The sequence below is a fragment of the Humidesulfovibrio sp. genome, from assembly GCF_031082295.1.
Classification (GTDB): Bacteria; Desulfobacterota; Desulfovibrionia; order Desulfovibrionales; family Desulfovibrionaceae; genus Humidesulfovibrio.
Genome location: NZ_JAVHLD010000006.1, coordinates 43,824 through 68,827, shown reverse-complemented (window position 1 = coordinate 68,827; position 25,004 = coordinate 43,824). Strand labels below are relative to the sequence as shown.

Annotated in this window: 23 protein-coding genes and 2 tRNA genes; 9 read left to right on the top strand and 16 right to left on the bottom strand. The window is 67.7% G+C overall.

Translation table 11 applies throughout. The features are described 5' to 3' along the window. Positions 1 to 22: 22 nt before the first annotated feature. The 4 genes from RDU24_RS05400 (at position 23) to RDU24_RS05385 (ending at position 5,308) form a co-directional block, all read left to right on the top strand. A complete protein-coding gene (locus RDU24_RS05400; RefSeq protein ID WP_308734718.1) occupies positions 23 to 1,267 on the top strand; it encodes an EAL domain-containing protein in 1,245 nt (414 codons plus the stop codon). A gap of 224 nt (positions 1,268 to 1,491) precedes the next feature. Further along, positions 1,492 to 3,285 (top strand): hydantoinase/oxoprolinase family protein, encoded by a 1,794-nt coding sequence (locus RDU24_RS05395; RefSeq protein WP_308734717.1) that lies wholly within the window; start codon positions 1,492 to 1,494, stop codon positions 3,283 to 3,285. A gap of 3 nt (positions 3,286 to 3,288) precedes the next feature. Then, a complete protein-coding gene (locus RDU24_RS05390; protein WP_308734716.1) occupies positions 3,289 to 4,620 on the top strand; it encodes a histone deacetylase family protein in 1,332 nt (443 codons plus the stop codon). A 172-nt stretch (positions 4,621 to 4,792) separates the two neighbouring features. Further along, a complete protein-coding gene (locus RDU24_RS05385) occupies positions 4,793 to 5,308 on the top strand; it encodes a hypothetical protein (protein ID WP_308734715.1) in 516 nt (171 codons plus the stop codon). Positions 5,309 to 5,393: 85 nt separating this feature from the next. On the opposite strand, the gene RDU24_RS05380 is transcribed toward RDU24_RS05385, so the two are convergent. From RDU24_RS05380 to thiM, 4 genes are all read right to left on the bottom strand, one after another. Next, positions 5,394 to 6,281, bottom strand: coding sequence for a GNAT family N-acetyltransferase (locus tag RDU24_RS05380; RefSeq protein WP_308734714.1), 888 nt, complete (start codon positions 6,279 to 6,281; stop codon positions 5,394 to 5,396). 82 nt (positions 6,282 to 6,363) lie between these two features. Beyond that, complete coding sequence (locus RDU24_RS05375; protein ID WP_308734713.1) at positions 6,364 to 7,977, bottom strand: hypothetical protein; 1,614 nt, start codon at positions 7,975 to 7,977, stop codon at positions 6,364 to 6,366. A gap of 31 nt (positions 7,978 to 8,008) precedes the next feature. Then, positions 8,009 to 8,674: a thiamine phosphate synthase gene (gene thiE, locus RDU24_RS05370; protein WP_308734712.1), complete on the bottom strand. Its 666-nt coding sequence runs from the start codon at positions 8,672 to 8,674 to the stop codon at positions 8,009 to 8,011. A 2-nt stretch (positions 8,675 to 8,676) separates the two neighbouring features. Continuing rightward, positions 8,677 to 9,489, bottom strand: a complete 813-nt coding sequence (gene thiM, locus RDU24_RS05365; RefSeq protein ID WP_308734711.1) for a hydroxyethylthiazole kinase — start codon at positions 9,487 to 9,489, stop codon at positions 8,677 to 8,679. Positions 9,490 to 9,645: 156 nt separating this feature from the next. On the opposite strand from thiM, the gene RDU24_RS05360 reads away from it, so the two are divergent. The 4 genes from RDU24_RS05360 to RDU24_RS05345 all read left to right on the top strand — a co-directional run bounded on the left by RDU24_RS05360 (position 9,646) and on the right by RDU24_RS05345 (position 12,425). Next, positions 9,646 to 10,833, top strand: a complete 1,188-nt coding sequence (locus RDU24_RS05360) for an aminotransferase-like domain-containing protein (protein WP_308734710.1) — start codon at positions 9,646 to 9,648, stop codon at positions 10,831 to 10,833. A 10-nt stretch (positions 10,834 to 10,843) separates the two neighbouring features. Then, positions 10,844 to 12,112 carry an ABC transporter permease gene (locus RDU24_RS05355; protein WP_308734709.1) on the top strand — a complete coding sequence of 423 codons (1,269 nt, stop codon included), beginning with the start codon at positions 10,844 to 10,846 and terminating at the stop codon, positions 12,110 to 12,112. Positions 12,113 to 12,255: 143 nt separating this feature from the next. Continuing rightward, positions 12,256 to 12,331: transfer RNA gene (locus RDU24_RS05350), tRNA-Val, on the top strand. Positions 12,332 to 12,348: 17 nt separating this feature from the next. Beyond that, positions 12,349 to 12,425: transfer RNA gene (locus RDU24_RS05345), tRNA-Asp, on the top strand. Between the two features lie 98 nt (positions 12,426 to 12,523). Here the strand turns inward: RDU24_RS05345 and RDU24_RS05340 are convergent. The 6 genes from RDU24_RS05340 to hisS form a co-directional block, all read right to left on the bottom strand. Beyond that, positions 12,524 to 12,961, bottom strand: a complete 438-nt coding sequence (locus tag RDU24_RS05340) for a PAS domain-containing protein (protein ID WP_308734708.1) — start codon at positions 12,959 to 12,961, stop codon at positions 12,524 to 12,526. A 187-nt stretch (positions 12,962 to 13,148) separates the two neighbouring features. Continuing rightward, positions 13,149 to 13,916: a DUF116 domain-containing protein gene (locus RDU24_RS05335; protein WP_308734707.1), complete on the bottom strand. Its 768-nt coding sequence runs from the start codon at positions 13,914 to 13,916 to the stop codon at positions 13,149 to 13,151. Between the two features lie 4 nt (positions 13,917 to 13,920). After that, entirely contained in the window at positions 13,921 to 14,937 is a 1,017-nt protein-coding gene (fmt, locus tag RDU24_RS05330) for a methionyl-tRNA formyltransferase (RefSeq protein WP_308734706.1), read from the bottom strand. After that, positions 14,922 to 15,425 (bottom strand): peptide deformylase, encoded by a 504-nt coding sequence (def, locus tag RDU24_RS05325; RefSeq protein WP_308734705.1) that lies wholly within the window; start codon positions 15,423 to 15,425, stop codon positions 14,922 to 14,924. Before def ends, fmt begins: the two co-directional genes overlap by 16 nt. Before the next feature lie 5 nt (positions 15,426 to 15,430). Continuing rightward, a complete protein-coding gene (gene aspS / locus RDU24_RS05320) occupies positions 15,431 to 17,299 on the bottom strand; it encodes an aspartate--tRNA ligase (protein ID WP_308734704.1) in 1,869 nt (622 codons plus the stop codon). Between the two features lie 54 nt (positions 17,300 to 17,353). Further along, a complete protein-coding gene (gene hisS / locus RDU24_RS05315; protein WP_308734703.1) occupies positions 17,354 to 18,595 on the bottom strand; it encodes a histidine--tRNA ligase in 1,242 nt (413 codons plus the stop codon). Positions 18,596 to 18,695: 100 nt separating this feature from the next. On the opposite strand from hisS, the gene RDU24_RS05310 reads away from it, so the two are divergent. Further along, positions 18,696 to 18,899, top strand: coding sequence for a 4-oxalocrotonate tautomerase family protein (locus tag RDU24_RS05310; protein WP_308734702.1), 204 nt, complete (start codon positions 18,696 to 18,698; stop codon positions 18,897 to 18,899). 21 nt (positions 18,900 to 18,920) lie between these two features. Here RDU24_RS05310 and RDU24_RS05305 read toward each other — a convergent pair whose 3' ends face one another. From RDU24_RS05305 to RDU24_RS05280, 6 genes are all read right to left on the bottom strand, one after another. Further along, positions 18,921 to 19,076 (bottom strand): hypothetical protein, encoded by a 156-nt coding sequence (locus RDU24_RS05305; protein WP_308734701.1) that lies wholly within the window; start codon positions 19,074 to 19,076, stop codon positions 18,921 to 18,923. Between the two features lie 367 nt (positions 19,077 to 19,443). Beyond that, positions 19,444 to 19,842, bottom strand: a complete 399-nt coding sequence (locus RDU24_RS05300; RefSeq protein WP_308734700.1) for a hypothetical protein — start codon at positions 19,840 to 19,842, stop codon at positions 19,444 to 19,446. Positions 19,843 to 20,230: 388 nt separating this feature from the next. After that, a complete protein-coding gene (locus RDU24_RS05295) occupies positions 20,231 to 21,088 on the bottom strand; it encodes an RHS repeat domain-containing protein (RefSeq protein ID WP_308734699.1) in 858 nt (285 codons plus the stop codon). A 66-nt stretch (positions 21,089 to 21,154) separates the two neighbouring features. Next, on the bottom strand, positions 21,155 to 22,399 hold the full coding sequence (locus RDU24_RS05290; protein ID WP_308734698.1) for an MFS transporter: 1,245 nt from the start codon (positions 22,397 to 22,399) through the stop codon (positions 21,155 to 21,157). After that, positions 22,396 to 23,523, bottom strand: a complete 1,128-nt coding sequence (gene hisC / locus RDU24_RS05285) for a histidinol-phosphate transaminase (RefSeq protein WP_308734697.1) — start codon at positions 23,521 to 23,523, stop codon at positions 22,396 to 22,398. Before hisC ends, RDU24_RS05290 begins: the two co-directional genes overlap by 4 nt. Further along, positions 23,504 to 24,913, bottom strand: coding sequence for an ATP-binding protein (locus RDU24_RS05280; protein WP_308734696.1), 1,410 nt, complete (start codon positions 24,911 to 24,913; stop codon positions 23,504 to 23,506). Before RDU24_RS05280 ends, hisC begins: the two co-directional genes overlap by 20 nt. Positions 24,914 to 25,004 lie beyond the last annotated feature (91 nt).

The following is a 25,004-nucleotide window of genomic DNA, read 5'->3' as shown; positions in this document are numbered from 1 at the left end:
TCCCCGCGGAGGAACTTCTCTCATGCCAAATCATTCTTCGGCCCCCCTGTCCGGCCCGGCCGGCGCCAACATCGAAAAGCTGCTGGCCGACGAAAAGATAGCCGTCTTCTTTCAGCCCGTTGTCAGCGTGCGCGGCAAGGCCATCCTCGGTTTCGAGGCCTTCTCGCGCAGCATCGGCGGCGAGGGCGCGCGCCTGGACGCCCACGACCTCTTCGCCCAGCCCTGGGACGCGGCCGTGCGCCTGCGCCTGTGCCGCCTGTGCCGCCGCAAGGCCCTGGAGGCCTTCCGACCCATCGCCGAGCGCCACCAGCACATGAAGATCTTCCTGAACGTCGACGCCGTGGGCGTGGCCGCGGCCGAAAAACCCGGCCACCTCGCCGCCATCTGCGAGGCCATGGGCCTGGCCGGCAACCGCGTCATCATCGAGATGGAGCGCCCCGGCCTGAACAGCCAGGAAATCTACCGCTTCGTGCACTTCTACCGCGAGCGCGGCTTCAAGCTCTCCATCGACGCCATGGACGGCCTCTCGGCGCCCACGGAGGAGCTCTACACCCTCAAGCCGGACTACATCAAAATCGACCGCGCCTCGTACACCGACGTGGAGGGCAAGGAGTTCAAGCGCGACATGGTTTCCGGCCTGTGCAGCCTGGCGGACCGCCTGGGCAGCGTGGTGGTGGCCAAGAACGTGGAGAGCGAGGAGGAGGCCGCGCGCCTGCTGGAATGGGGCGTGAACATCCAGCAGGGCTACTGCTACACCAAGGACAAGGACTGCCAGGAAAAGGACCCCATCCGCGCCTTCCTCATCAAGGTCGAGGACATCAACCGCAGGTACCGCGAGCGCGCCCAGGCCGAGGTGGTGCAAAAGCGCAAGCGGTTCGAGGACTTCCACAAGGTTCTGCGCAAGGTGGGGAGCAAGATGGGCGAAACCATCATCCACGACCTGCCCGCCGTGGCCGAGCGCTTCGCCAACAGCGAGGAGAGCCTGCTCTGCGTTTACGTGCTGGACGAAAACGGCGTGCAGATCACCCCGCGCGCCTTCAAGAAAAGCCTCGTGGCCGAGTGCCCGCTGCTCGGACCGGAGCGCGGCAAGGGCGAGGACATGGGCATCCGCGAGGACATGGTGCACCTGAAAAGCGGCTTCGACAAGTTCGTGTCCCAGCCGTTCATCTCCGTCCACGCGCGCGTGCCCGCCTGCACCATCTCCGCGCGGTTCTACAACCGCGAAAACATCCAGCTCATCCTCTGCCTGGAGTTCCTGACGCCATAGCCGCACGCCCGCGCCGGACTCCAAGCCGGACCGCGCACCGGGCCACCCTCCTACCATCCACCGAGCCCTGGCAACCGCCCGCCGAAGTGCCGCCGCCCCGACCCTTTACGCCCGCCGCCAGGCGGTGCTACCAGTCTTGATTCGGACCGCAGAAGGTCCGGTGGGGGGCCACTGAGGTCGACAGCCGTCGACCGGGGACGACAATCAAGGGGGGGGCGCTGCCCATGTATCTCGGCATTGATGTTGGCGGGACGCACACGGACGCCGTGGCGCTGGACGAGACGGGAATCAAGGCCCAGGTGAAGGTCAAGACGGACCAGTCGGACCTGCTGGCCTCGGTGAACCAGGCGCTGCGGGAGATCCTGCGGACCGTGAAGCCGGACGGCGTGCTCCAGCTGAACCTGTCCACCACGCTCTCCACCAACGCCATCGTCCAGGGCACCACCGAGGACGTGGGCATGCTGGTCATCCCCGGCCCGGGCATCAGCGCGCACGAGTTCATGCTCTGCCGCGACTACCACGTGCTGCCCGGGGCCATCGACCATCGCGGCACCGAAACCGACCGCCTGGACGAGGCCAAGGCCCGCGCCGCCATCGACGCCTGCCGCGCTTCGGGCGTGCGCGTGTTCGGCTGCGTGGGCAAGTTCAGCACGAGAAACCCCCTGCACGAGAACACCCTGCGACAGTCCCTCGGCCCCTCTGGCGGGCAGGGCCCGGACTACGTGACCCTGGGCCACGAGCTGGGCGGGCGGCTCAACTTTCCCAGGCGGCTGGCCACGGCCTATTTCAACTGCGCGGTCTGGCGGGTGTTCAACGCCTTTGCCGACGCCGTGGAGAAAAGCCTGGCCGAGCTGGGCCTGGGCCACGTGCGCGTGAACACCCTGAAGGCCGACGGCGGCACCTTTCCGCTCTCCCAGGCGCGGCGCATGCCCGTGCAGAGCATCTTCTCCGGCCCGGCGGCCAGCGTCATGGGCATCATCGCCCTGTGCGACATCACGCGCGACTCCGTGATCCTGGACATCGGCGGCACCACCACGGACATCGCCGTGTTCGTGGACGGCCAGCCCCTGGTGGAGAACGACGGCATCAACATCGGCTCCCACCCCACCCTGGTGCGCGCCCTCAAGGTCCGCTCCATCGGCATCGGCGGCGACTCGGCCATCAACGTGCTGGGCGAGGCCGTGCGCGTTGGCCCCAACCGCCTGGGGCCGTCCCTGGCCGACTCCGTGCCCGCTGGCGCGGCCCTGCCGGCAGGCGCGCGGCCCACGCTCATCGACGCGCTGAACGTCACCGGGGCCTGCGCCCACGGCAACGTCGAGGCCTCCCGCGCGGGCCTGGCCGAGTTCGCGGCGCGGCACTCCATCAAGCCCGACATGCTGGCCGGACAGGCCGTGGCGGCGGCGGCGGAAGCCATCTACGCCTCCACCCAGGAGCTCCTTGCCGAGATCAACGACAAGCCCGTGTACACCATCCACGAGCTGCTGGAAGGTCGCCGCGTGGCCCCGGGCCGGGTGTACCTCATGGGCGGTCCGGCGGCCGCCATGAAGGAGGCCGTGCGCCAGCGCTTCGAGCTGTTCACCGTGGTGCCGGAACACTTCGGCGTGGCCAACGCCATCGGCGCGGCGCTGACGCGCAACACCGCCAGCCTGGAACTCTTCGCCGACACCGAGAAGGGCGTCATGTTCATCCCGGCGCTGCGCCACCGCGAGAACGTGCCGCGCACCTACAGCCTCAAGGACGCCGAGCGCGACGCCATGAACCACATGCTGGCGCACCTCTCGGAGATGGGCGTCTTCGCCGACCGCGACAACGCCCAGGTGACCCACGCCTCCAGCTTCAACATGGTGGACGAGGGCCGCACCACGGGCAAGAACATCCGCGTCAAATGCCAGATCAAGCCCGGCGTGGCCTTCACCCTGAACGGCCAGCCAGCGGTGCCTCCCGGCGGCCGGGTCGCGGGGCATTCGCTCAAACTGGCCACCGGCCAACTGGCGGACAAAGCCGGGGAGAGGGGATAAGCCATGCACGGAGCCAAGCACAGCCTGGGGATCATCCTTTTTCCCGCGTTCGACTGGAGCATCTCCCCCACCCACCCGGAGCGCGAGGAGCGCCTGCTCTACACCCAGGACCAGCTCAAGGAAGAAGGCCTGTTCGACATCGAGGGCGTGGACGAGCACAAGCCCGGCGTGGCCGGGCGCGAGGACGTGGAGCGCGCGCATTTCTGCTTCCCAGAGGTGGAATCCGTGGCCACGCGCTCGCACCTGGTGGCCGCGGGGGGCACCATCACCGCCGCGGACCTTGTGATGACCGGCCGGCACAAGCGCGCGTTTGCCCTGGTGCGCCCGCCCGGACACCACGCCATGAAGGTGGTGCAGGGCTCGCGCGGGTTCTGCAACATCAACACCGAGGCGGTGATGATCGAGCACCTGCGCGAGAAATACGGCGTGAAGAGGATCGCCGTGGTCGACACCGACTGCCACCACGGCGACGGCACGCAGGACATCTACTGGCACGACCCGGACGTTTTGTTCATCTCGCTGCACCAGGACGGCCGCACGCTGTACCCCGGCTCCGGCTTTCCCACGGAGTGCGGCGGGCCGGGCGCGCTGGGCCGCACGGTGAACATTCCCCTGCCCCCCGGCACCGGCGACGAGGGCTACCTCGCGGTCATGGAGCGCATCGTGCTGCCCATCCTCAAGGACTTCGCGCCCGAGATCGTGGTCAACTCCGCCGGGCAGGACAACCACTTCACCGACCCCATAACCAACATGAACCTGACGGCCCAGGGCTACGCCCGCATGACCGAGCTCCTGAAGCCGGACATCGCCGTGCTGGAAGGCGGCTACGCTATCCAGGGCGCGCTGCCCTACGTGAACCTGGGCATCGCCCTGTCGCTGGCCGGGCTGGACTACACCGGCGTGCGCGAGCCCGCCTTTGATGCCGTGAAGCACCGCCAGCGCCCGGACCTGGCCGACTACATCGACCGGCTGTGCGACACCATCCCAAATGTCTACTTCCACCCGCCCACCGAGCACAAGGACGGCTTCGTCACCCGCCAGGAGACCGGCGAGTGGTTCGTGCGCCACAAGAACATCTACTACGACACCGACGACATCACCGAGGCCCAAACCGAGGAGCTGTTCCTGTGCGGCTCCTGCCGCGGCTTGTTGAAGATCGTCAGCCGCACCACCAAGAACCCGGCCTGCCTGGGCATCGAGGTGCCCATCGGCGCCTGCGACGCCTGCCGCAGCCTGGGCTACAGCATCTACGAGGAGGCCCAGGTCAAGGAGGGCTACCGCTTCGCCCAGTTCATCAACCGCCGCGACAAGGAATACCAGCGCCACGGGTTCTGAGAAAAGGAAAGGCGTCTGCGCCGGGTGCGGCAGGGATGACCGGGGGCTCCCCCCAACTCGGACGGCTTGGCACTGTTGTTGCTTTTAGGTTCCGCACAGGGCGCCCGCCACGGCTACTGCGCAATTATTTGCGCGAGCTGGCGCCAAAACAGGCAAAAAATGGAGCAACTGGATGAAACGTGCACAGATTTTCGTCACCCTGATGGTCGCCGTGGGCCTGACCGGACTGCTTCTGGCCGCCCCGGCCCAGGCCAGCACCAGCACCGACGTGGCCCTGGACCGCATCGAGCGCGTGCTCGACGACGTGGAGCAGATCCAGCGCATCATGAAGGACAGGCCGAATGAGATCGACAGCGCGAAAGAGCGGCTGCTGCGCAAGGAAGCGGAGCTTGAGCGCGAGCGCGTCCGCGCCATGAGCGAGGCCGCCAACGTCTCGCGCAAGGTCGTTGAGGGCATGCGCGCCCGGGGCATCAGCTGGGGCCGCATCGCCCATGAGCTGCACGTAAACCCCTTCGTGGTCGGCGTGGCCACCGGCCACTATGGCGAGCGCGACTACCGCCGCGGGCATGACCACGACGACGACGAGCGCTTCGAAAAGTGGCACAAGAACAAGGGCAAGCACAAGGGCTGGAAGAACGGCATGCCTCCGGGCCAGGCCAAGAAGTACGGCCACGGCGACCGCGACTAGCCGTCACACAGAACGACCACCACGGGCCGGGGCTTCCGAAAGGGGGCTCCGGTCTTCTTCGTCAGGCGGCCTTTGCGCGTGGGCGCTAGCCCAGCTCGAAGCTGGTGATGCCGAAGGTGCGGCCCAGGTCCACGTCCGGTGCCGGGCCGCGATACATGCGCGCTGTCTCGAACACCGGGCGCATGTTGTGGGACTCGGCCAGGCGCACGGCCCCGGCGTGCGGCATGGGCACGTCCAGGTACACCGGCGCGCCCTTGGCGGCCAGCGGCGAGCTGGCGCACAGGCCGTGGAAAAGGGCGTGGGCGGCCGCGTCGTCATCGGCGAAAAGAGGCCCGATCTTGCTGCCCTGCCCGCAGGGCCGGATCACGCCGTACCCGGCAAGGGCGCCGCCGCGCCGCAGTCCCAGGGCCACGTGGCCCGGCAGGCTCAGCCAGGGCCGCAGGAAGGCCTCGCGCCGGGCAGGGAAGCAGCGCCGGTCATAGGCCAGCACCTCGTCCAGGGAAAACTCCGCCAGGGGCGACAGGCCCGCCGACATGGGGCTCAGGGCCTTGCCTTTTGAGCTGCCCTCGTAGCGGCAGTTGCGCATGGCCAGTTCAAAGCCGCTCTTGCGGTAGGTGTCCTGCTGGGCCAGGACCGCGTCCAGGCCGATGGTCGGCGCGGTGAGGGTGCTGAGCGCCGCGTCCCACAGGCGGTAGCCCAGGCCGAGTCCGCGCTGTTCCCGCGCCACGATGTAGAGGCCGACGAAACCGTAGCCGGGGCCGCTGCCCTCGTTGCCGTAGCCCACGGCGGAGATGGTGGCCACGGGCCGGTCGTCGAGCAGTCCCAGGAAATAGCCTTGCGGATCGGCCTGCCAGAAGGCCTCGGCGTCGTTCAGGCCGGGGTTCCAGCCCTCGCCCGCCGCCTGGCTCACGGCGTAGTCCAGCTCGTCGCGCTCCATGCGCCGGATAACGTATCCGCCCACTGCGTCCGCCATGCCTGTCCCTCCCCCCGCTTTCGTCGACATCACCCGCGACTGTCGAACGGTTGTCGCGCGGGTATCGCCGGTTAGCGCTCGGCTAATAGATGATCATGTCCTTCTGGGCCGCGCCGCAAAGCACCCAGCCCGCGTCCACGCGCCGCAGCAGCACGAAATGGCTGGTGCCGGGGCTGCTCTGGCGGTGGGCCACGTAGGCCAGGGCCAGGTCTCCGCCGGGGCTTAGGGCCACCCGCGAGAGCAGGGCCAGGCTGGAGCGCAGGGCGAGTGCCTCCGGGCCGCTTGGCCTGGTCAGCCTGCCCTGGCGGCCCGGCCCGCCCATGAGTTCCGGCTGGGCCTCGCCCGGGCTTTCGGGCTTGGTGTCCTCTAACACCCTCAGGCCGTATTGACCAGCGCCGGGCAGGAGGATCTCGTCCGTGACCAGCACCTGCTGCCCGCGCACGGCGTCCCAGCCCTTGGTGAGGTCGGCGACGGCCTTGTCCGTGTCCTGCGCCCCGCAGCCGCGCAGCAGCTCCGCAAGCGCGTCCTTGTGGATGCCCGGAGCGGCGAGGGTCCGGCCCGCCACCAGCCGAGTCCTGGCCGTGTCCGTGAGGTATTGCCGCTGCTGGCTCAAGCCGGGGTCGAAGGGCGGGGCGTCCGGCGCGGATGCCTGCTCCAGCTTGCCGCCGGAGCCGAAGAATCCCGCCCACACGGCGCGCTCGTGCGCCGAGAGTTCCGGCGCGCGCGGGCCGGCCTTCGCCTGGGGGCGAAAGCTCCCGATCATGCGCTCGAAGATCTCCGCGTTGGCCTCGGCGGCGGCCTCGGGCGTGTCCAGGCTGAGCACGAAGTAGCCGGAGTCCCGGGGCAGCAGCAGGGTGCGCGTGCGCAGGGGCACGCTGTCCTCCTGGCCGAGGAGGCTGCGCTCGCCGCGGGTTTCGGCGCTCCAGCCCGGCTCCCCGCCCACGTCCGCCCGGGTCATGACCGGGGCTGTCGCGTTGGCCGGGCCGTGGGCCGGGTGCTCCAGGTCGAAACGGAAGCGCGCGGCGGTGCGGTGGGGACCGGGCACGTAGCGCACGCGCATCTGCGAGTAGTCGAGGAAAGCCTGGCCCTTGGCCAGGAGCGTCAGCTCAAAGTCCCCGCCCTTGGCGAGGGTGTCCTGCTCCTGCACCGTCCAGCCCTGGGGCAGGTCGAGGCTGAAATACCGGCCCTTGGGCTCGTAGCGCTTCTGCTGCGCGGGCGCGGGCGGCTGGGGCTTCTTGGGCGAGGAAGTGAGTTCGGGCGGGCCTTGGTCGTAGGCCGAGGGCAGGCAGACCGGCTTGACCAGGCAGGCCTCGGCGCACAGCCCCACGCGCTCCGCCAGGGGGCTGCGCCGGCTGCTGGCCTCCCAGGGATCGCCGAGGGGTTCGGGCGTCTTGGCTTCAGGGCCGGGGGGATTCTTCTTCAGGTAGGCCAGGGCGCAGTCCGTGTCCACGGTGCCGCAATGCACGGGGCATTCCTTGAGGCATGGGCGCAGGCAGGCCTCGTCTTCAGCCCGGCCCTTGTCCGCGCAGCTGGACAGGCAACGCCGCAGGCAGGCCTCGGAGGTGGCGGACAGGGCCGCGCGGGCAGGGGCCGCGCCGACCATTGCCAGGACCGACGCGAGCCCCAAGGCAAGGCAGAAGAACCGCCAGGAAGCGATGGGGGAGCGCGGCGGTATGCGGCGGCGTGTGGCAGGCATGGACGCCCTCCGGTAGTGCTGTTGTTGTGGTCTATTGAAGAATGTTGCGGGCCCGGCGCAGGGCCGTTGTCAGCTCCTCCGCGGCGCGCAACGGATCGGAGGCGGCGCAGATGGCCGACACCACGGCCAGCCCGTCCGCCCCGGCGCGCACCACGGCCTCGGCGTTTTCGGCGTTGATGCCGCCGATGGCCACCAGCGGTTTCGTGGCTATCCTGCGCACGGCTTCAAGTCCGCTCAGCCCCCAGGCGTTGTCCAGCTCGGGCTTGGTGTCCGTGGGAAAGATGGGGCTCACCCCAAAGTAGTCCACGTCCAGGCGCTCGGCCTCGCGCAGGTGCTCCAGCCGCTCCACGGACAGCCCGAGGATCGCGTCCGGCCCCAGCAGGTGCCGGGCCAGCTCCGCGGGCATGTCGCTTTGCCCCAGGTGCACGCCATCCGCGCCCACGGCCAGGGCCGCGTCCACCCGGTCGTTGATGATGAGCGGCACCCCGAAGGGCGTGAGCAGGCCCTTGAGGGCCCGGGCCAGGTCCACAAGGGAGCGCATGTTCATGCGCTTCTCGCGCAGCTGGACCATGGTCACGCCCCCGCGCACGGCCAAGCCCACCACGTCGAAGATGCTCCTCTCGCCGCACAGGCGCTGGTCCGTGACCAGGTACAGCGAGGGATTGAAGTCCGGGCGGGACACAGGGCGCGGCGGCATGGCTAGAGTTCCACCTTGAGGCGCTGGCGGATGTCTTCTTCGCCCATGGCGTAGAGCGCGTCGTAGAAATAGAGCTGCAGGGTGCCGGGGCCGGAGGCCTTCTCGGCCGCCATCTCGCCGGCCACCTTCATGGCCGCGCAGGCATGGAGCGCCGCCTCGAAGGGGTTTTTGTTCACCGCCGCGAAGGCGCCGCAGATGGCCGTGGCCGTGCAGCCCAGGCCGGTGACGCGCGGCATCAGCGCGCTGCCTCCCAGCACCCGCGCGGATGCCTGGCCGGTGCAGACCTGGTCCGCCTCGCCGCTCACGACGACGGCGCACTCCAGGCGCTTGGCCAGGGTCTGGGCGAAGCCCGCCGCGTCGTCGGACTTGGCGGTGCTGTCCACGCCCTTGGTCTCTCCGCTCTGCCCCGCCAGGGTCATGATCTCCGAGGCGTTGCCCCGGACGATGAAGGCCTTGTGCCTGGCCAGGAGCGCCAGCGGCGTCTCGGTGCGCAGCTTGCTCGCACCAGCCCCGACGGGGTCGAGGATCACCGGCACGCCCGCCTTGTCGGCCGCGGCCCAGGCCGGGTCCATGGCCGCGATGTATTCCGGGGCCACGGTGCCCAGGTTGATGACCAGCGCCCCGCTGAAAACCATCAGCTCGGCCATCTCCTCAGCGGCGTGGCTCATGATGGGCGAGGCCCCGATGGCCAGCAGCGCGTTGGCCGTGGTGTTGGTGACGACGTAGTTGGTGATGGAGGTCACCACCGGGTTCTTGGCGCGGATGGCCGTGAGGTCGCGCAGGACGCTCTCTGCGAGGGAATGGGCTGCGGTCATGGCGATGGAGGCTCCTTGGGAAAGTGATTGCTCGCAAGTTCGCTTCCAAGACACGGAATGTCAAGGCCGTCTGCCATTTCACACCCCGCCGGACTTGATCTCGGAGAGGCCCGGGCCTAGACTGCGCGCTCAAACCACGCCAAGGAGACCTTTGCCATGCCACAGTTCGCCGAGCGCATGCAGGGCGCACAGCGCTCGTTCATCCGCGAGATCCTGAAAATCACCGCCGACCCGTCCGTCATCTCTTTTGCCGGGGGCCTGCCCAACCCGGCCTCCTTCCCGGTGACCGAGGTCGCCGCCGCGGCCCAGGCCGTGCTGGCCGAGTCCGGCGCGAGCGCGCTGCAATACTCGCCCACCGAGGGCTACCTGCCCCTGCGCCAATGGATCGCCGAGCGCTACCGCGCCAAGAAGGGCATGGAGGTGGACCCCGCCGACATCCTCATCACCACCGGCTCCCAGCAGGCGCTGGACCTGGCCGCCAAGGTGCTCGTCAACGCGGGGGACCCCGTGGTCATCGAGAAGCCCGGCTACCTGGGCGCCATTCAGGCCCTGTCCATCTTCCGGCCCCACTGGCGCAGCGTGCCCCTGCATGAGGACGGCCCGGACCTGGAGGCGCTGGACAAGGCCTTGGCCGGGGCCAAGCTGTTCTACGCGGTCACGAGCTTCCAGAACCCCTCGGGCCTGTCGTACTCCGAGGAAAAGCGCGCCCAGGTGGCGGAACTCCTGCGCCGCCACGACAGCTTCTTCCTGGAGGACGACCCCTACGGCGAGCTGCGCTTCGCCGGGCGCGACCTGCCCCCGGTGTACAAAGAGCGCCCCGAGCACTCGCTGCTGCTCGGCACCTTCTCCAAGATCGCGGCGCCGGGCTTCCGCCTGGGCTGGATCGTGGCCAAGGGCGAGGTCATGGAGCGCCTGGTCATCGCCAAGCAGGCCGCGGACCTGCACACCGGCTCGCTGGACCAGATGGTGGTGCACCGCTTCCTGAAGGACAACGACTTCGAGGCGCACGTGCTGCGCATCCGCAAGCTCTACGGAGACCAGTGCCGGGCCATGCAGGAGGCCATCGCGCGGCATTTCCCCAAGGACGTGGCCGTGACCGAGCCCGAGGGCGGCATGTTCCTCTGGGCCACCCTGCCCGAGGGGCTGTCCTCGCTGGAACTCCTGAAGCTGGCCGTGGAGCGGAAGGTGGCCTTCGTGCCCGGCGCGGCGTTCTTTGTGGACGGCACCGGCGACAACACGCTCAGGCTCAACTACTCCAACGCCGACGCAGCCACCATCGACGAGGGCATCCGCCGGCTGGCGGAGTGCATGCAGGCCGAGCTGGCGCGCGGGCGCAAGAGCTGACAGGAGGCCCATGACAGGACGACGCGCCGAACAACGCACGGGACTGGCGCCCTTGCTGCGCCAGCTCTCGCACCTGCGGCACATGGCCCTGGCCGCGATTTGGGCGTACAAGGTGCGCTCCTTCTTCGTCATCCTGGGCGTGGGCTTCGGCGTGGCCTCGCTCACGCTCATCGTCACCGCCGTGGACGGCACCGAGCGCAAGGCCGTGGAGATCGTGGACTGGTTCGGGCCGGACGCGGCCCTGGTGTTCGGCGGGAACATCAAGAAGCAGGCCGTGGGCGCCCGCACCAACACCCTCACCCAGGACGACATCCGGGGCATCCGGCAGTCGCTGCCGGGGGCGTACCTGGTGGTGCCCATGCGCGCCAAGCCCGACGTGCCGCTCAAGTACCAGGACTCCTCCGCGCCGGGCACGCTGGTCATCGGCGCCACCGAGGGCTACGCCGGGGCCTGGAACTGGCCCCTGGTTGAGGGCCGCGACCTCTCCGAGGAGGATGTCCGCCTGGGCGCGCGCGTGGCCATCCTGGGCGACAAGCCCGCGCGCGAGCTCTTTGGCGAAGGCTCGCCCATCGGGCGCACCTTCATGGTCGACAAGTTCCAGGTGCAGGTCATCGGGCGGCTCAAGTACCGGGGGGCCTCCGGCGGCGGCGGCGACATCGACGACCGCATCATCATACCCATCACCACGCTCACCGCGCGCTTCAACATGGACCGGCGCTACTACCGCGCCATGCGCATCAAGTTCCTGGAGCCGGAGCGCATGGCCGCCCACGTGGAGAACCTGCGCTCCTACCTGCGCATGTCCCATGGGCTGACGGCCGGCCAGGACGACGACTTCAGCATCATCACCGCCGACGAGGTGCTGAAGTTCTTGTCGGCCTTCAAGGGCGGGCTCATGGCCTTCCTGGGCGTCACGGCGGCTAGCGCCATGACCGTGGGCGGCTTCGTGCTGGCCAACCTGTTCTCCATCAGCGTGAGCGAGAGAAGCCGCGAGATCGGGCTCAAGAAGGCCGTTGGCGCCACCAACAACGCCATCCTGCTGCAATTTCTCATGGAGGCGGCGATGCTGACCGCTTTGGGCGGGCTGGTGGGACTGGGGCTGGGCCTGGGCCTGGGCCAGCTGCTCACGCGGCTGGGCATGCTGCAGATCCTGTTCTCGTGGAAGGTCTTCTTCCTCTCGCTGGCTAGCGCCGTGGGCATCGGGGTGGTGTTCGGCCTGAAGCCCGCGCGCCAGGCGGCCCAGTTGGACCCCATCGCGGCCCTGCGCGGCGGGGGCTAAATGCCCGGGCGAAAAATTTCTGCAAAAACCGTTTGACAGTCGGCCCCTCTCATGGCAATGCATTCTCTCCGTGGCGGGCAGCCACCAGAAGCGCACCGGGCCAGACCCCGAAACGCTGCTGGAAAAGGCGCTCAGATCCCTCCGGGCGGATAGCTCAGCTGGAAGAGCATCGGCCTTACAAGCCGGAGGTCACAGGTTCGAGCCCTGTTCCGCCTACCACGGTTCTCATATAGTGCGGAGTGGTAGTTAAGTTGGTTATAACGCCGGCCTGTCACGTCGGAGGCCGCGGGTTCAAGTCCCGTCCACTCCGCCAGCACGCAACAAGGGTCGAATCCGAAAGGGTTCGGCCCTTTTTCATTGATGGGTTTTCGTAAAGGCGAACCGCAGGAGGCCTAGCCCCACCAGCGCCAGCTACAAATACGCCGTGACCGGGCAGGCGTCGGAGATGTCCTTGGCCGTGGTGACCACCAGCGCAGTTCCCCCGGCCTTGATGACCCGCGCGGAGAGCAGGCAGGCGCGCACCTCGCCGCTGTGGTGGCGCATCTCCGCCTCGAAGCAGCTCACGCGGGCGTGCTTGCCCAGCAGCGTCAGAAATACGTGGCGGCGGTCCAGGTTCGCCCAAAGGTTGATGGCGTTGCCCGGCTTGCCGATGATCTCCTCCCGAGTGAGGCCGCAGGCCGAACAGAAGGCATCATTGACCTCGACGAAATCCCCGAAGATGTTGGTCACGCAGGTGAGCTCTGGGCTTGTGTTGAACACCGCCCGCAGCAGCTCCTCGCTTCTGCGGAGCGCCTCGGCAGCCGCGTGCTCATCCAATATGCTGTTTATTTCATCAATATCATTCAGCATTCCAAACCTCGTTCGGGCTGTCCTGGTAAAGCTGCATGGCAACTACGTAGCCAATAGGCCACGCCCCATGGCGGGTCAAGGTGAAAAGAATCATTCCTGAAAGGAGCGCGTTCGCCACTGGGAGCGACTTGGCCAGACCAGGCGCCGCGTTGGCCATCCGGCAAAACAGGTGGCGGGAGAGAAAGGCTCAGGCCTTGAGAAACCGCAACAGCGCTGCCTCAAGGTTGTCCAGCGGCACTGTGGTGTCCAGGCAGGGGCCGAAGGGGCGCTCGTTCAACACGCCGAAGACGGGCAAGGGGTAGGCGTCCTGGATGCCGCTCGACAGGTCGCGGTAGCAGGCCACGGCGATGATGACCTTGGGCCGCTTCTCCACAACGATGCGCCGGGCGATGGTGCCGCCCGTGGCCACGGCCAGGTGCACCCCGTAGCGGTCTCGCAGCTCCAGCAGGCCGAAAATGGGACACAGGCCGCAGCGCTTGCAGTTGTCCACGTCGTGGGTCAGGCGCATCTCGCAGCGGCTGTTCTGCAGGCAGTGCGGCACGAGCAGCAGGATGCGCGAGGGCTCGTAGCGCCCCAGCTCGCGCAGCACCATCTCGTTGTTGACCTTGATGAAAGAGGTGTGGATGTCCTCCTTGGAGAAGCCGAGCGTGCGGCCCAAGAGGCTCATCATGGGCACCAGCAGCTTCACCGTGACCCCGCGCACGCGCCGCGCCAGGGGCAGGGGCCAGGGCAGGACGACGCTCAGCAGCAGGCCCGCGCTGGCCCAGAGCACCAGCAGCAGCAACGCGCCCAGAATGACGCCCAGCACCCACGGCGCGGAAGGGTGGATGTTCCGCAGACCCACGTAGGGCACCACCCAGAGCATCGCCAGCAGGGCGCAGACGAGCAGGCACGTCCCGGCGATAAGGCCGATGAACAGGCGCTTGCGCACGGTGCCCTGCAAGGCTTCGGTCATGGGGCTAGGCCTGGCTGGTGTTTTTAAGGTAGCCGCAGGCAAAGGCGGCGGCGTCCTGGGGCTTCTTGCCCTGGGGCGTCACGCGGGGGGTCAGGTAGGCCTTGTCCGCGCAGGCGATGGCGAGATATTTGCCGCCCTCGGCCTCCACAACGCCCAGGATAGTGCCCGGCGCGGTGCCCGGCGGCAGCTCCTCGCCCACCCTGCCCGGCTCGATGGTCAGGACAAGGGAGCTGTTGCGGTATGTTGGAGTCCAGTCAAAATATGCGCCCGGCCAGGGGTGCATGGCCCGGATGCGGTTGTGCAGGGTCTGCGCCTCCGCATTCCAGTCGATGCGGCCCTCGTCCTTCAGGAGCTTTGGGGCGTAGGTCACGCGGGACTCGTCCTGGGCCATGTTCAGCAGGCGGCCCTGGGGCAAACGGGTGAGGGCCTCAAGCAGCGCGTCCGCGCCCATCTCGGCCAGCTCGTCGTGCAGGGTCCCGGCGTGGTCGGTGTCGGCGATGCGCAGCGCGCGCTGGAGCAGGATGGGTCCGGCGTCCAGGCCCAGCACCATGCGCATGATGGTGATGCCGGTGGCGGAGTCTCCGGCCTCGATGGCCCGCTGGATGGGCGCGGCCCCGCGCCAGCGCGGCAGCAGCGAGGCGTGCACGTTGATGGGCATGAGCCTGCAGGCGTCGAGCACGCCCTGGGGCAGGATGAGCCCGTAGGCCGCCACGACCAGCACGTCGGCCTCCAACGCGCGCAGGGCGTCCACGTCGGCGGGGTCCTTGAAGTTGAGCGGCTGGCGGACCTCGATGCCGGCCTCGAGCGCGGCGACCTTCACCGGCGAGGGCTTGCACTCCCGGCCGCGGCCGCAGGGGCGGTCTGGCTGGGTGTAGGCGGCCAGCACCTTGGCGCCGGGCCAGCCGAGCAGCGCGCGCAGGCTCACCGCCGCGAAGTCCGGCGTGCCCATGAACACCACGCGCAGCGGGGGGTCTGGCGGGGCGCCGAGACGCAGATCCTTGATCTCTAGTCCTTCTGCCATTTCTTGACCTTGGTGTCGTACATGGTGCGCTTGAGGCGGCTGGCGTGGTCCACCAGGGTCTTGCCCTCCAGGTGGTCGCACTCGTGCTGCAGGATGATGGCGAGCAGCCCCTCGGCCTTGACCTCGATGTCCTCGCCCTTCTCGTTCATGCCCTTCACCGTGACGCTGTCGAAGCGGTTGACCTTGCACGTGAAGGTGGGGAGCGAGAGGCAGGACTCCTCGGACTCCTTCTTTCCCGTGCAGTCGGAGAACACCGGGTTCAGGATGACCATGGGGTTCTTGCGTTCCTTGGGACCGGTGTCGTCCAGGGTGATGAGCCGGATGCTGTGGCCCACCTGGGGCGCGGCAAGGCCCACGCCGTCGCTCTCGTACATGGTCTGCACCATGTCGTCGATGAGCTGCTTTATCTCGGGCGTGATCTCGGCCACGGGCTCGGCCTTCTTGGCCAGCACCGGGTCCGGGTAGGTCAGGATGCGGAGTTTCGTCATGTGCTCTAGGCCTCGTTCTTCTTGCCGTCGGCGGCGGTGTCCTGGGCCTTCTCGCGCAGCTGGATGCCGAGCTCGCGCAGCTGCTTCCTGCCGACGATGTTGGGCGCGTCGGTCATGAGGCAGGTGGCCTTCTGGGTCTTGGGGAAGGCGATGACGTCGCGGATGGACTTGGCGCCCGTCAGGATCATGATAATGCGGTCCAGGCCGAAGGCAATGCCGCCGTGGGGCGGCGCGCCGAATTTCAGCGCCTCGATGAGGAACCCGAACTTCTCCTCGGCCTCGGCTTCGTCGATGCCCAGCGCCTGGAACATGGCCTTCTGGGCCGCGGGCGTGTGGATGCGGATGCTGCCGCCGCCGATCTCGCTTCCGTTCAGCACCAGGTCGTAGGCGCGGGCCAGGGCCCCGGCGGGATCAGAGGCGATGGTGTCCATCTGGCCGGGCTGGGGCGAGGTGAAGGGGTGGTGCTTGGCCACCCAGCGCTTGTCCTCCGGGTCGTATTCGAGCAGCGGGAAGTCCGTGACCCACAAGGGCGCGAAGGCCTTCTCGTCGATGAGGCCGAAGCGCTCGCCCAGCTTGAGGCGCAGGTTGCCCAGGGAGGCGTTGGTGACGTCCTCCGGCGCGGCCTGGAAGAACACGATGTCGCCGGGGACCATGCCCAGGCGCTCGGCCAGCTTGGCCTTTTCGTCGTCGGAGAAGAACTTGACGATGGGCGACTGCCACTCGCCGTCCTCTTTCACCTTGATCCAGGCTAGGCCCTGGGCGCCGTAAATCTTCACGAACTCGGTATAATCGTCAATTTCCTTGCGCGAGAGCTCAAGGCCCCCGGGCACGCGCATGGCCTTCAGGCACGGCGCGTTGGCGAAGACCTTGAACCCGCCGCCCGCGAAGATGTCCTTCACGTCGGAGAGGCGCAGCTCGAAGCGCACGTCCGGCTTGTCCACGCCGTACTCGTCCATGGCCTGCTTGTAGGTCATGCGCGGGAAGGCCTCGGGCAGTCTGGCGTCGATGGTCTCGGCGAAGAGCGTGCGCACCAGGCCCTCGGCCATGCCCATGACCTGCTCCTCGTCGGGGAAGCTCATCTCGATGTCGATCTGGGTGAACTCGGGCTGGCGGTCGGCGCGCAGATCCTCGTCGCGGAAGCATTTGACGATCTGGAAGTAGCGGTCCAGGCCGGCCACCATCAAGAGCTGCTTGAAGATCTGCGGCGACTGCGGCAGGGCGTAGAACATGCCCTGGCTCATGCGGCTGGGCACCAGGAAGTCGCGCGCGCCCTCCGGGGTGCTCTTGGTCAGCACCGGGGTCTCGATCTCCAGGAAGCCCAAGGAGTCCAGGTAGCGGCGCACGCTCTGGGCGGCCTTGTTGCGCAGGATGAAGTTCTTCGCCAGGCGAGGGCGGCGCAGGTCCAGGTAGCGGTACTTCAGGCGCAGCATCTCGGCGGCGTCCACGCGGTCCTCGATGGGGAACGGCGGGGTGTCGCTGGTGTTCAAGAGCTTCCAGTCGGTGACGTAGACCTCGATCTCGCCGGTATTCATGTTCGGGTTGGCCATGCCCTCCGGGCGGGCGCGCACGATGCCGCGCAGGGCGCAGACGTACTCGATGCGGATGGCGTGGGCGCGCTCGTGGGCCTCTGGCGCCACCTCGGGGCTGAACACGGTCTGGGTCAGGCCCTCGCGGTCGCGCAGATCGATGAAGATGAGCCCGCCGTGGTCACGCCTAAACTGCACCCAGCCCATGAGGGTGACTTCCTCGCCCAGGTTGGCGCTGGTGAGCTGGTTGCAATGGTGGCTGCGCTTCCAGCCGCCCAGGTCCTGGATGACCCGGTACTCGTCGTAGTCGCGCTCTTCGCCTGCCGGGGTGATGCTCTGGTCAGTCATTGTCGTTCCTTTTCAAAAACAAACTCGCCGAAAGTGGCGGAATATGCCGTGTCGTTAGTCGAAAGCGGCGATGTCGAGCTTAAGCTGCTCGCCGTCCTCCATGTCCTTCACCGTCACCTGGCCGGAGTCAAGCTCGTCGGCCCCGATGATGTAGCACTTCTTGGCCTTGATGCGGCCCGCGTGGCGCAGGCGGCTCTTCATGCTGCCGGGGGCGTAGTCGCACTCGCCCGTCATGCCGCGCTGCCGCAGCTTGTGCGCCAGCAGGATGGCTGTGTTGACGGCATCTGTCCCCTCGCGCGTATCGGTCACGGCCAGGAAGAAGTCCGGGCGCGGGGCCTCGGGCTTTTCCATGAGCATGGCCAGGCGCTCCATGCCGCAGGCAAAGCCCACGCCGGGGGCGTCCGGGCCGCCCAGGAGCTTCACCAGGCCGTCGTAGCGCCCGCCTCCGGCCACCGCCGTCTGCGAGCCGATGGCGCCGCTTGTCACCTCGAAGGTGGTGCGCTGGTAGTAGTCCAGCCCGCGCACCAGGCGCGGGTTCAGCGTGTACTTCAGGCCCGCCTTGTCCACCAGGGCCAGCACCGCGGCGAAGTGGTCGCGGCAGCCCGCGCAGGTGTGCTGCCCGATCTCGGGCGCGTCGGCCACCAGGGCCTTGCACGCCGGGACCTTGCAGTCCAGCACGCGCAGGGGGTTGGTGTGCATGCGGCGGCGGCAGTCCTCGCAGAGCTTCTCGTGGTCGAGGGCCTCGAAATACTTGGTCAGGGCCGCGCGGTAGTCGGGGCGGCACTCGCGGCAGCCCAGCGAGTTCAGCTCGAACGAGAGCTCCGCGATGCCGAGGCTTTTCAGGAAGTCCTCCAGCATGAGGATGACCTCCACGTCGGCCTGGGGCTCGGGCGAGCCGAGGAGCTCGGCGTTGATCTGGTGGAACTGGCGCATGCGGCCCTTTTGCGGGCGCTCGTAGCGGAACATGGGGCCGAAGGTGTACAGCCTGGTGGCGCGGCCCGGCTCTATGCTCCCGGCCTCGATGGCGGCGCGCAGCACTCCGGCCGTGGCCTCGGGGCGCAGGGTCAGGGAGCGGTCGCCGCGGTCGGTGAAGGTGTACATCTCCTTGCCCACCACGTCGGTGTCCTCGCCGATGCCCTTGGCGAACAGCTCCGTGCGCTCCAGCACGGGCGTGCGCAGCTCGCCGAAGCCGAACCGGCCGAAGACCTCGCGGGCCTGCGCCTCCATGTGGGTGAAGCTTCTCGCGTCCTCGGGGAACAGGTCGGCAAAACCTTTGATTTTCTGGATGGCGCTCATGTATTCCAATTCATGTTGAGGTTCGGAAAGGCGGGGAATATACCTTCCGGCAACAGCATTGTCAAAACAGCGCATCCACCCGAATCCCTTGGAGGAACGCATGCCCTACGTGAACATCAGGATCACCCGCGACGGCGCCACCGCCGAACAGAAAGCCGCGCTCATCAAGGGCGTTACGGAGCTTTTGCGCGACACCCTTGGCAAGAATCCGGCCACCACGGTGGTGGTCATCGACGAGGTGGACACGGACAACTGGGGCATCGGCGGGGAGACCGTGACCGTGCGGCGCCAAAGCGGAAAGTAAAGGGAAGGCGCGGGGAGGCGGCTAGAGCCTCGTTCCGGCGTTTCTGCGCGCGGCGGCGACGCCGACGGCCAACGCAGCCACGAGGACGATGGCCATTGTCAGGTCGAACGAAATGGTCAGCACCGCCAGCAGAATGGCGGCTGCGGGGATGTCCCTGGCGTGCACATGGCTCCACATGGCTTCCTCCAAAGGCCGAGGCGCGTGGTTGATGTTGTGGACAGTCGCCGCCGCCCTTCCTGCCGAGAGGGTCGAGTGCCGTGAAGCGCCCGGTGTCGGCGTCAGATTGAAACGCCCCGACCCGGGAGAAGGCCGGGCCGGGGCTGGTTATCAACTGGCAGCGTTAGCTATTTGTCATTACCTTGGCGAGAACGCCTAATATACCCCTCAACGGGTATGCCGACGCCAATCACAATGAGGACCCACCCAAATATCCTGGGGTACATGATGGGGACGCCCCAATTATACATCACGCCGCTATGAACGCCAATCCATCCCAAGAAGGCGAGTGCTACTCCCGTTGCAATTTCCCAAACAGTATGTTCCTTCATCGCTTCGTCCTCATCATTTCCATAATGCTATCATATCCATATGTTAAGGCGCCTCCAAGCCTTCCCGCCGGTGTCATGTTCGGCGGGCCAGGCACAAAAGCGCCGGACAGGAAGTCATAGGCCTTCTCGATCTTGTCCGGATTCCTCATCGCGGTGGCGATGATCGCTGGCGCTGCCTCCGCTTCCGCTGCTGCTACTATGGGCACGGCTCCCGCGCCGAGGGCAATGCCGGTGTACTTCTGCAGGTCCTCGTTTGTGGCGTAAGCCTCTGCGGTTTTTCCCAGCGCTTCGCCCGCACCCTGGGCTCCTTCGGACACGGCCTGGCCGATTCCATCGGGGGCCTTGTCAAAGAGCTGGCCCAGGCCGTCGCCGATTTTCTGGAACACGTCCGACAACGAATATTCCAGCCCCCGCACGTCCACCCGATTGACCGGATCATCGACGCAGTAGCCGTACCAGTCGCTGTCCCCGCCTTTCTTGCCCAGCGGGTCGAGTGCCGTGAAGCGCCCGGTGTCGGCGAAGGGAATACGCGTTTCCGAACGAAACAGGGCGACCTCGCGAGTATCAAGGTCGCCCTGTTGTTAGTGTTTAAGTATTCAACCTATTGTTGGGGCCTTCTCAGATACCATGCAAGTAAGGGGATGGCCACTCCGGCGGCGATAAGGACGTATGAGGTCCACACTGGGACTGGATAACCTCGCACATACGCTTTGCCCTCGCCAAGTTGTAATGCTCCCATGAAAACGAGAGCCTGCCCCCAATAGATTTCACCCAATCTCACTCTCATCTTCCACTCCATTTGTCATATGCCCAGTTTCCAATATATCCAGCCCCACCTGCTCCTGTCATGGTCGGCGGCCCCGGCACAAAAGCGCCTGACAGGAAATCATAGGCCTTCTCGATCTTGTCCGGATTCCTCATCGCGGTGGCGATGATCGCTGGCGCTGCCTCCGCTCCCGCTGCGGCGACGATGGGCACGGCTCCTGCGCCGAGGGCAAGCCCAGTGTATTTCTGCAAGTCCTCGTTTGTGGCGTATGCCTCCGCCGTCTTGCCCAGCGCCTCTCCCGCGCCCTTGGTCCCCTCGGACACCGCCTGGCCGATTCCATCGGGGGCCTTGTCAAAGAGCTGGCCAAAGCCGTCACCGATTTTCTGCAGCCCGTCCCAAAACGAGTTTGCCAGCCCCCGCACGTCCACCCGGTTCACCGGGTCATCGACGCAGTATCCGTACCAGTCGCTGTCGCCGCCTTTCTTTCCCAGCGGGTCCAGCGCCGTGAAGCGCCCGGTGTCGGCGTCGTAGTCGCGCCAGACGAAACGGGTCAGGCCGGTGTCGGCGTCGAACAGCCCGCCCGCGAAGCCGATGGGCAGGCGCACAACATCGCCCCGCACCTGCAACAGGTTTCCAAAACTGTCGTATTGCATTGTCTGTACAACATGGCCGTCTGTGGTGGCAAGCGCAACCGGCGTGCCCAGCTGGTCCGCGAGGATGAAGTACATGTCCTGGCCGTTGGTCAGGCCGATGGGCGTCCGCCCTTCCAGATAGGCGAACATCCACCACTGCCGCCCGTCGTGGAATTCCTCCAGGCGCAACGGGTCGAGCCAGCGGAAGGCCTCGGCCAGCCGCCCGACGCCATTGACAGTCACGCGCTTTTCCAGACGCAGGCCGTTGGCGTCGTAGAGGTACTGGATGCTTTTGCCCCTGGTTCCGGCTTATCGCCGCAGGAGCTTGCCCACGGGCAGGACGCAGAGCCCGGCGAGGAGCATGACGCCGCCGCCGAGGGTGAAGAGCGCGGGGTGTGTCCAGCCTGCGGCCAGCAGCGCGCCGCCGAGGAAGGGTCCGGCGAAGAAGCCGGCGTCGACGGCGACCATCATGAGGTTGGCGTTGAAGGCGCGCAGCTTTGGTGGCGAGACGATGAGCATGCCCGCGTTGAGCAGGGGCATGGTGAGGGCCATGCCGGTGCCGTAGAGGGCGGCCATGCTCAGGAGCAGGGCGACATTGGGCGCGTGGCCGAAGAGCGGCAGGAGGATCGCGAGTCCGGCGAAGGCGTAGGTGAGCATGCGGCCCTTGTCGATCTTGTCGAGCAGGTGTCCGCCTGCGACGCGCACGGTGATGGTGGCGGCGTTGGCGCAGGTGAAGAACATGCCGGGGTTGCCCGCGCCGAGGATGACGGCGAAGTCGCGCATGAAGAAGAAGACGATGGAGTGCGCGGCCACGAGGAAGAGGTTCCCCAGGAGCAGGCGCAGCACGCCGGGGTGGCGCAGTCCGGCGTGCACCTCGGCCCAGGTGGGCTTGATCAGGTGCGCGGGGTGCAGGTTCTTGGCCAGGGCGCTGGTGCGTCGGCTCAGGGGCCGCATCAGAAGGAAGGCGGGGAGCATGAGCGGCGCGGCCAGGGCGTAGGCGTAGCCGTGTCCCGGCAGGTGCGGCAGCACCATTTCCACGAAGGGCGGCATGATGGCGTAGGGAATGAGCACGCTGACGGAGAACAGGCCGAAGCCCTGGGCGCTTTTCTCGCGCGGGAGCACGTTGGTGAGCACGCCCATGACGCCGCCGACGAGGGTGACGAAGCCCAGGCCGTGCATGACGCGCACCACGGCCAGGGCGGGGATGGCGGTGGTGAAGGGGTAGCAGACCAGGGCCAGCACGGCCAGGCAGAGGCCCGCGCGCATGAACCGCACGCTGTTGCCGAGGGTCAGGAACCGGCCCAGGAACGGCCGCACGAGCAGCGCGGTGAGGGGCTCCAGGGAGAGCAGGGGGCCGCGCCAGGCCGGGTCGATGCCCAGTTCCGTCAGGTAGGCGTAAAAGCTGTAGAAGATGGCGATGTTGCAGAAGGCCAGCACGCTGATGCCGCACAGGGACAAGAACTCGAAGCTCCAGATTCCCCGCTCGTTGCCGTTGGGGTGCCTGCCTGCGGAGGGGCTGTCTGGGGCGTCCGCCGGGGCGTTGTCGTGATTCATGACGCTCCGCCCGCGACCACGGCGATGACGTCGCGGAAGGCGGTGAGGAAGTCGCGCATGACGGGCTCCTGCACCAGGCTCACGCGGATCCAGTTGGGGAAGCGGAAGCCGGTCATGGTGCGCACCATGATTCCGCGCCGCATGAGCTGGCGGTATATGAGCGAGTCCGAGGCCGGGGTCTCGACCATGATGAAGTTGCCCTCGTTTGAGACGTAGTGCAGGCCCAGTTCGTCGAAGGCGGGCAGCAGCAGGGCCTTGGCGTCGGCCACCATGCGCCGGGTGGCCAGGATGTGCTCGGCGTCGTCGGAGAGGGCGGCCGCGGCGGCGGGCTGGCCCATGGAGTTGACGGAATAGACGATGTGCGTGCGCCGGATGTAGTCGATGGCCTCCCGCTGGCCGCAGACGTAGCCCACGCGCAGCCCGGCCAGGGCGTACATCTTGGAGAAGGTGCGGAAGGCCACCACGTTGGGGTGGCGCTCCATGAGCTCCATGGCGTCGGGGAAGCGGTCGTCCTCCACGTATTCGCAGTAGGCCTCGTCGATGACCACGAGGGCGCGGCCGGCCACGCCCCGCAGGAAGCGTTCCATGGTGTCGCGGTCCCACCAGGTGCCTGTGGGGTTGTTGGGGTTGCACACGAAGAGGATCTTGGTGCGCGAGTCCATGGCCGCGAGCATGGCGTCGGGGTCGAAGCCCCAGTCCTTGAGCGGGATGAGCCGGGCCTCGAAGCCGGAGAACTCGGCCACCCATTCGTACACCGCGAAGGTCTTGTCCGCGGTGATGATGTTGTCGCCCTTCTCGCAGAAGGCCTTGATGACGCTGGCGATGACCTCGCAGGAGCCGTTGCCCACCAGGAAGCGCTCCGGGTCCTTGCCGAAGCGTTCTGCCAGGGCCAGGCGCAGGGCGTAGCAGTCGCCGCTGGGGTAGATGGCCGAGCGGTCGCACTGGAAAGCCTCGATGACCTTGCGGGCGGCGGGCGGCGGTCCGAGCGCGTTCTCGTTGTTGTTCAGCCGGTGCAGGTGGTCCACGCCGTACTGGCGCATGAGCACCGGGTCCGGGCGGCTCGGGGTGTATGCCTCAAAGGCCCGGATGTACTCCGGGACGAGCTCAGCTATTGCCGGGGACATGTTGGCACACCAGGATGTCGGAGGCGCCCGCGTTGGGCAGCACGAGCCTGGGCGCGAAGCCGCAGGCGGTCAGGATGGGAGCCAGCGCCCCCTGCCAGGGTTCGGAGAGGTCCAGGTGCAGCAGGATGTCGACGCCGCCCTGCTCCTCGGCGCCTTGCTCGCGGATGGCCTCCACGTGCGCCCGCAGGTTGGCCTCGAAGTCGCGGCCGTCCAGCAGCGGCCGCAGCAGGGCCATGGAGCGCTGGCGGTCGAGGTTGGTCGCCAAGAGCGAGTGCGCGGGCAGGCGCGCGGGGTCCGCGGGCTTGGCGGACAGGAAGTCGCGGGAAAAGGCCAGGCGGTCGTACTCGCGTTCAAGGAAAGGCACCAGCTCGGCGTGGGCCCAGACCGCCGCGCCCGCGTCCTCGCGCAGGTGGCGGTAGAAGGCTGGCTGCTCGACGCCGGTCTTGCCGTCGCCATCGGGATCCGGGCCGTGCAGGGTCAGGCTGCCCAGGGCCTCGAACCAGCCGCGCGGCAGGTCGGCGGTGGGCCGCTCGCTGAAGGCGCACAAGGTCTCGGTGCGGGCCACCCGGGCCAGGAAGCCCTCGGTGAGCAGCTTCGCGATGTCCGCGCCCAGGTTGTCGGAGACGTTCTGGGAGGCGCCCTGGGAAAAAACGTAGGGGCCGGAGAACACCACGGCGCGGCGGCCGGAGGCGCGCCAGCAGATGAGCCCGGCGGGATGGTCGGCGGCGTCCAGGGCCAGCAGCGCCTGGTACTGGTGGGAGTCCACCATGTCCGCGAAGCGCTCGGGCCGGGTGAAGCTATGGGGGCGCAGGCGCGCGGGATAGCGCCCGGCGGCCAGCAGCGCGGCGTGCTGGAGCGCCCCGGAGCTGGGGGCCGGCTCCAGGCGCAGGGGCGGGGTCAGGCGCTGGGGCGTGGCGATGCCCTCGGCCTCGGAATAGGCGCGGTCGACTTCGGCGTAGAGGTGGAACACGTCCGGGCCGGAGCGCGAGAGGCTGCAGCGGTCGGTTGTGCGGGCTGCCACGAGCAGGCCCAGCTCGGCGTCGTCGCCGGAGTCCGACTCCAGGTCCACGCTGGCGGCGAAGTTGAGCGCGCGCAGGCTGACCTCCCCGGCCAGGAAGCGGAAGTCGGCGCGGGTGAAGGTGCCGCCGTCGGACAGGGTAAGGCGGATGGGCTCGTCGTGCCCGCCGTGCCTGCAGAGGTAGGCGAAGAACTCCTCCACGGCCAGGGACAGGCGCAACGCGCCGCGCTGGTCGAGGCCGAAGGCCTGGGCGGCGTTTTCGGCTGCGGCTGCGGCGGCGGGCAGAAAGGACGTTTCAGGAGGCAGTTCCAGCACAAGCTGGCGCAGGCCTTGAGCCGAAGGGGCGTTGGCGGACTGGGCGGTTGCGGGCAAGGCGTCCTCGCTTGGCTTTGGAGCGTTCTGGCGAACCTCTTTGGGTGATGGAGCGGCAGGCAGGCGAACCCGGCCGATGTCGAGAGATACC

What these genes read in the sequence shown, in the direction of transcription:
- RDU24_RS05400 (WP_308734718.1), top strand. Translation starts at nt 23, where the DNA reads ATGCCAAATCATTCTTCGGCCCCCCTGTCCGGCCCGGCCGGCGCCAAC.
- RDU24_RS05395 (WP_308734717.1), top strand. Translation starts at nt 1,492, where the DNA reads ATGTATCTCGGCATTGATGTTGGCGGGACGCACACGGACGCCGTGGCG.
- RDU24_RS05390 (WP_308734716.1), top strand. Translation starts at nt 3,289, where the DNA reads ATGCACGGAGCCAAGCACAGCCTGGGGATCATCCTTTTTCCCGCGTTC.
- RDU24_RS05385 (WP_308734715.1), top strand. Translation starts at nt 4,793, where the DNA reads ATGAAACGTGCACAGATTTTCGTCACCCTGATGGTCGCCGTGGGCCTG.
- RDU24_RS05380 (WP_308734714.1), bottom strand. Translation starts at nt 6,281, where the DNA reads ATGGCGGACGCAGTGGGCGGATACGTTATCCGGCGCATGGAGCGCGAC.
- RDU24_RS05375 (WP_308734713.1), bottom strand. Translation starts at nt 7,977, where the DNA reads ATGCCTGCCACACGCCGCCGCATACCGCCGCGCTCCCCCATCGCTTCC.
- thiE (WP_308734712.1), bottom strand. Translation starts at nt 8,674, where the DNA reads ATGCCGCCGCGCCCTGTGTCCCGCCCGGACTTCAATCCCTCGCTGTAC.
- thiM (WP_308734711.1), bottom strand. Translation starts at nt 9,489, where the DNA reads ATGACCGCAGCCCATTCCCTCGCAGAGAGCGTCCTGCGCGACCTCACG.
- RDU24_RS05360 (WP_308734710.1), top strand. Translation starts at nt 9,646, where the DNA reads ATGCCACAGTTCGCCGAGCGCATGCAGGGCGCACAGCGCTCGTTCATC.
- RDU24_RS05355 (WP_308734709.1), top strand. Translation starts at nt 10,844, where the DNA reads ATGACAGGACGACGCGCCGAACAACGCACGGGACTGGCGCCCTTGCTG.
- RDU24_RS05340 (WP_308734708.1), bottom strand. Translation starts at nt 12,961, where the DNA reads ATGCTGAATGATATTGATGAAATAAACAGCATATTGGATGAGCACGCG.
- RDU24_RS05335 (WP_308734707.1), bottom strand. Translation starts at nt 13,916, where the DNA reads ATGACCGAAGCCTTGCAGGGCACCGTGCGCAAGCGCCTGTTCATCGGC.
- fmt (WP_308734706.1), bottom strand. Translation starts at nt 14,937, where the DNA reads ATGGCAGAAGGACTAGAGATCAAGGATCTGCGTCTCGGCGCCCCGCCA.
- def (WP_308734705.1), bottom strand. Translation starts at nt 15,425, where the DNA reads ATGACGAAACTCCGCATCCTGACCTACCCGGACCCGGTGCTGGCCAAG.
- aspS (WP_308734704.1), bottom strand. Translation starts at nt 17,299, where the DNA reads ATGACTGACCAGAGCATCACCCCGGCAGGCGAAGAGCGCGACTACGAC.
- hisS (WP_308734703.1), bottom strand. Translation starts at nt 18,595, where the DNA reads ATGAGCGCCATCCAGAAAATCAAAGGTTTTGCCGACCTGTTCCCCGAG.
- RDU24_RS05310 (WP_308734702.1), top strand. Translation starts at nt 18,696, where the DNA reads ATGCCCTACGTGAACATCAGGATCACCCGCGACGGCGCCACCGCCGAA.
- RDU24_RS05305 (WP_308734701.1), bottom strand. Translation starts at nt 19,076, where the DNA reads ATGTGGAGCCATGTGCACGCCAGGGACATCCCCGCAGCCGCCATTCTG.
- RDU24_RS05290 (WP_308734698.1), bottom strand. Translation starts at nt 22,399, where the DNA reads ATGAATCACGACAACGCCCCGGCGGACGCCCCAGACAGCCCCTCCGCA.
- hisC (WP_308734697.1), bottom strand. Translation starts at nt 23,523, where the DNA reads ATGTCCCCGGCAATAGCTGAGCTCGTCCCGGAGTACATCCGGGCCTTT.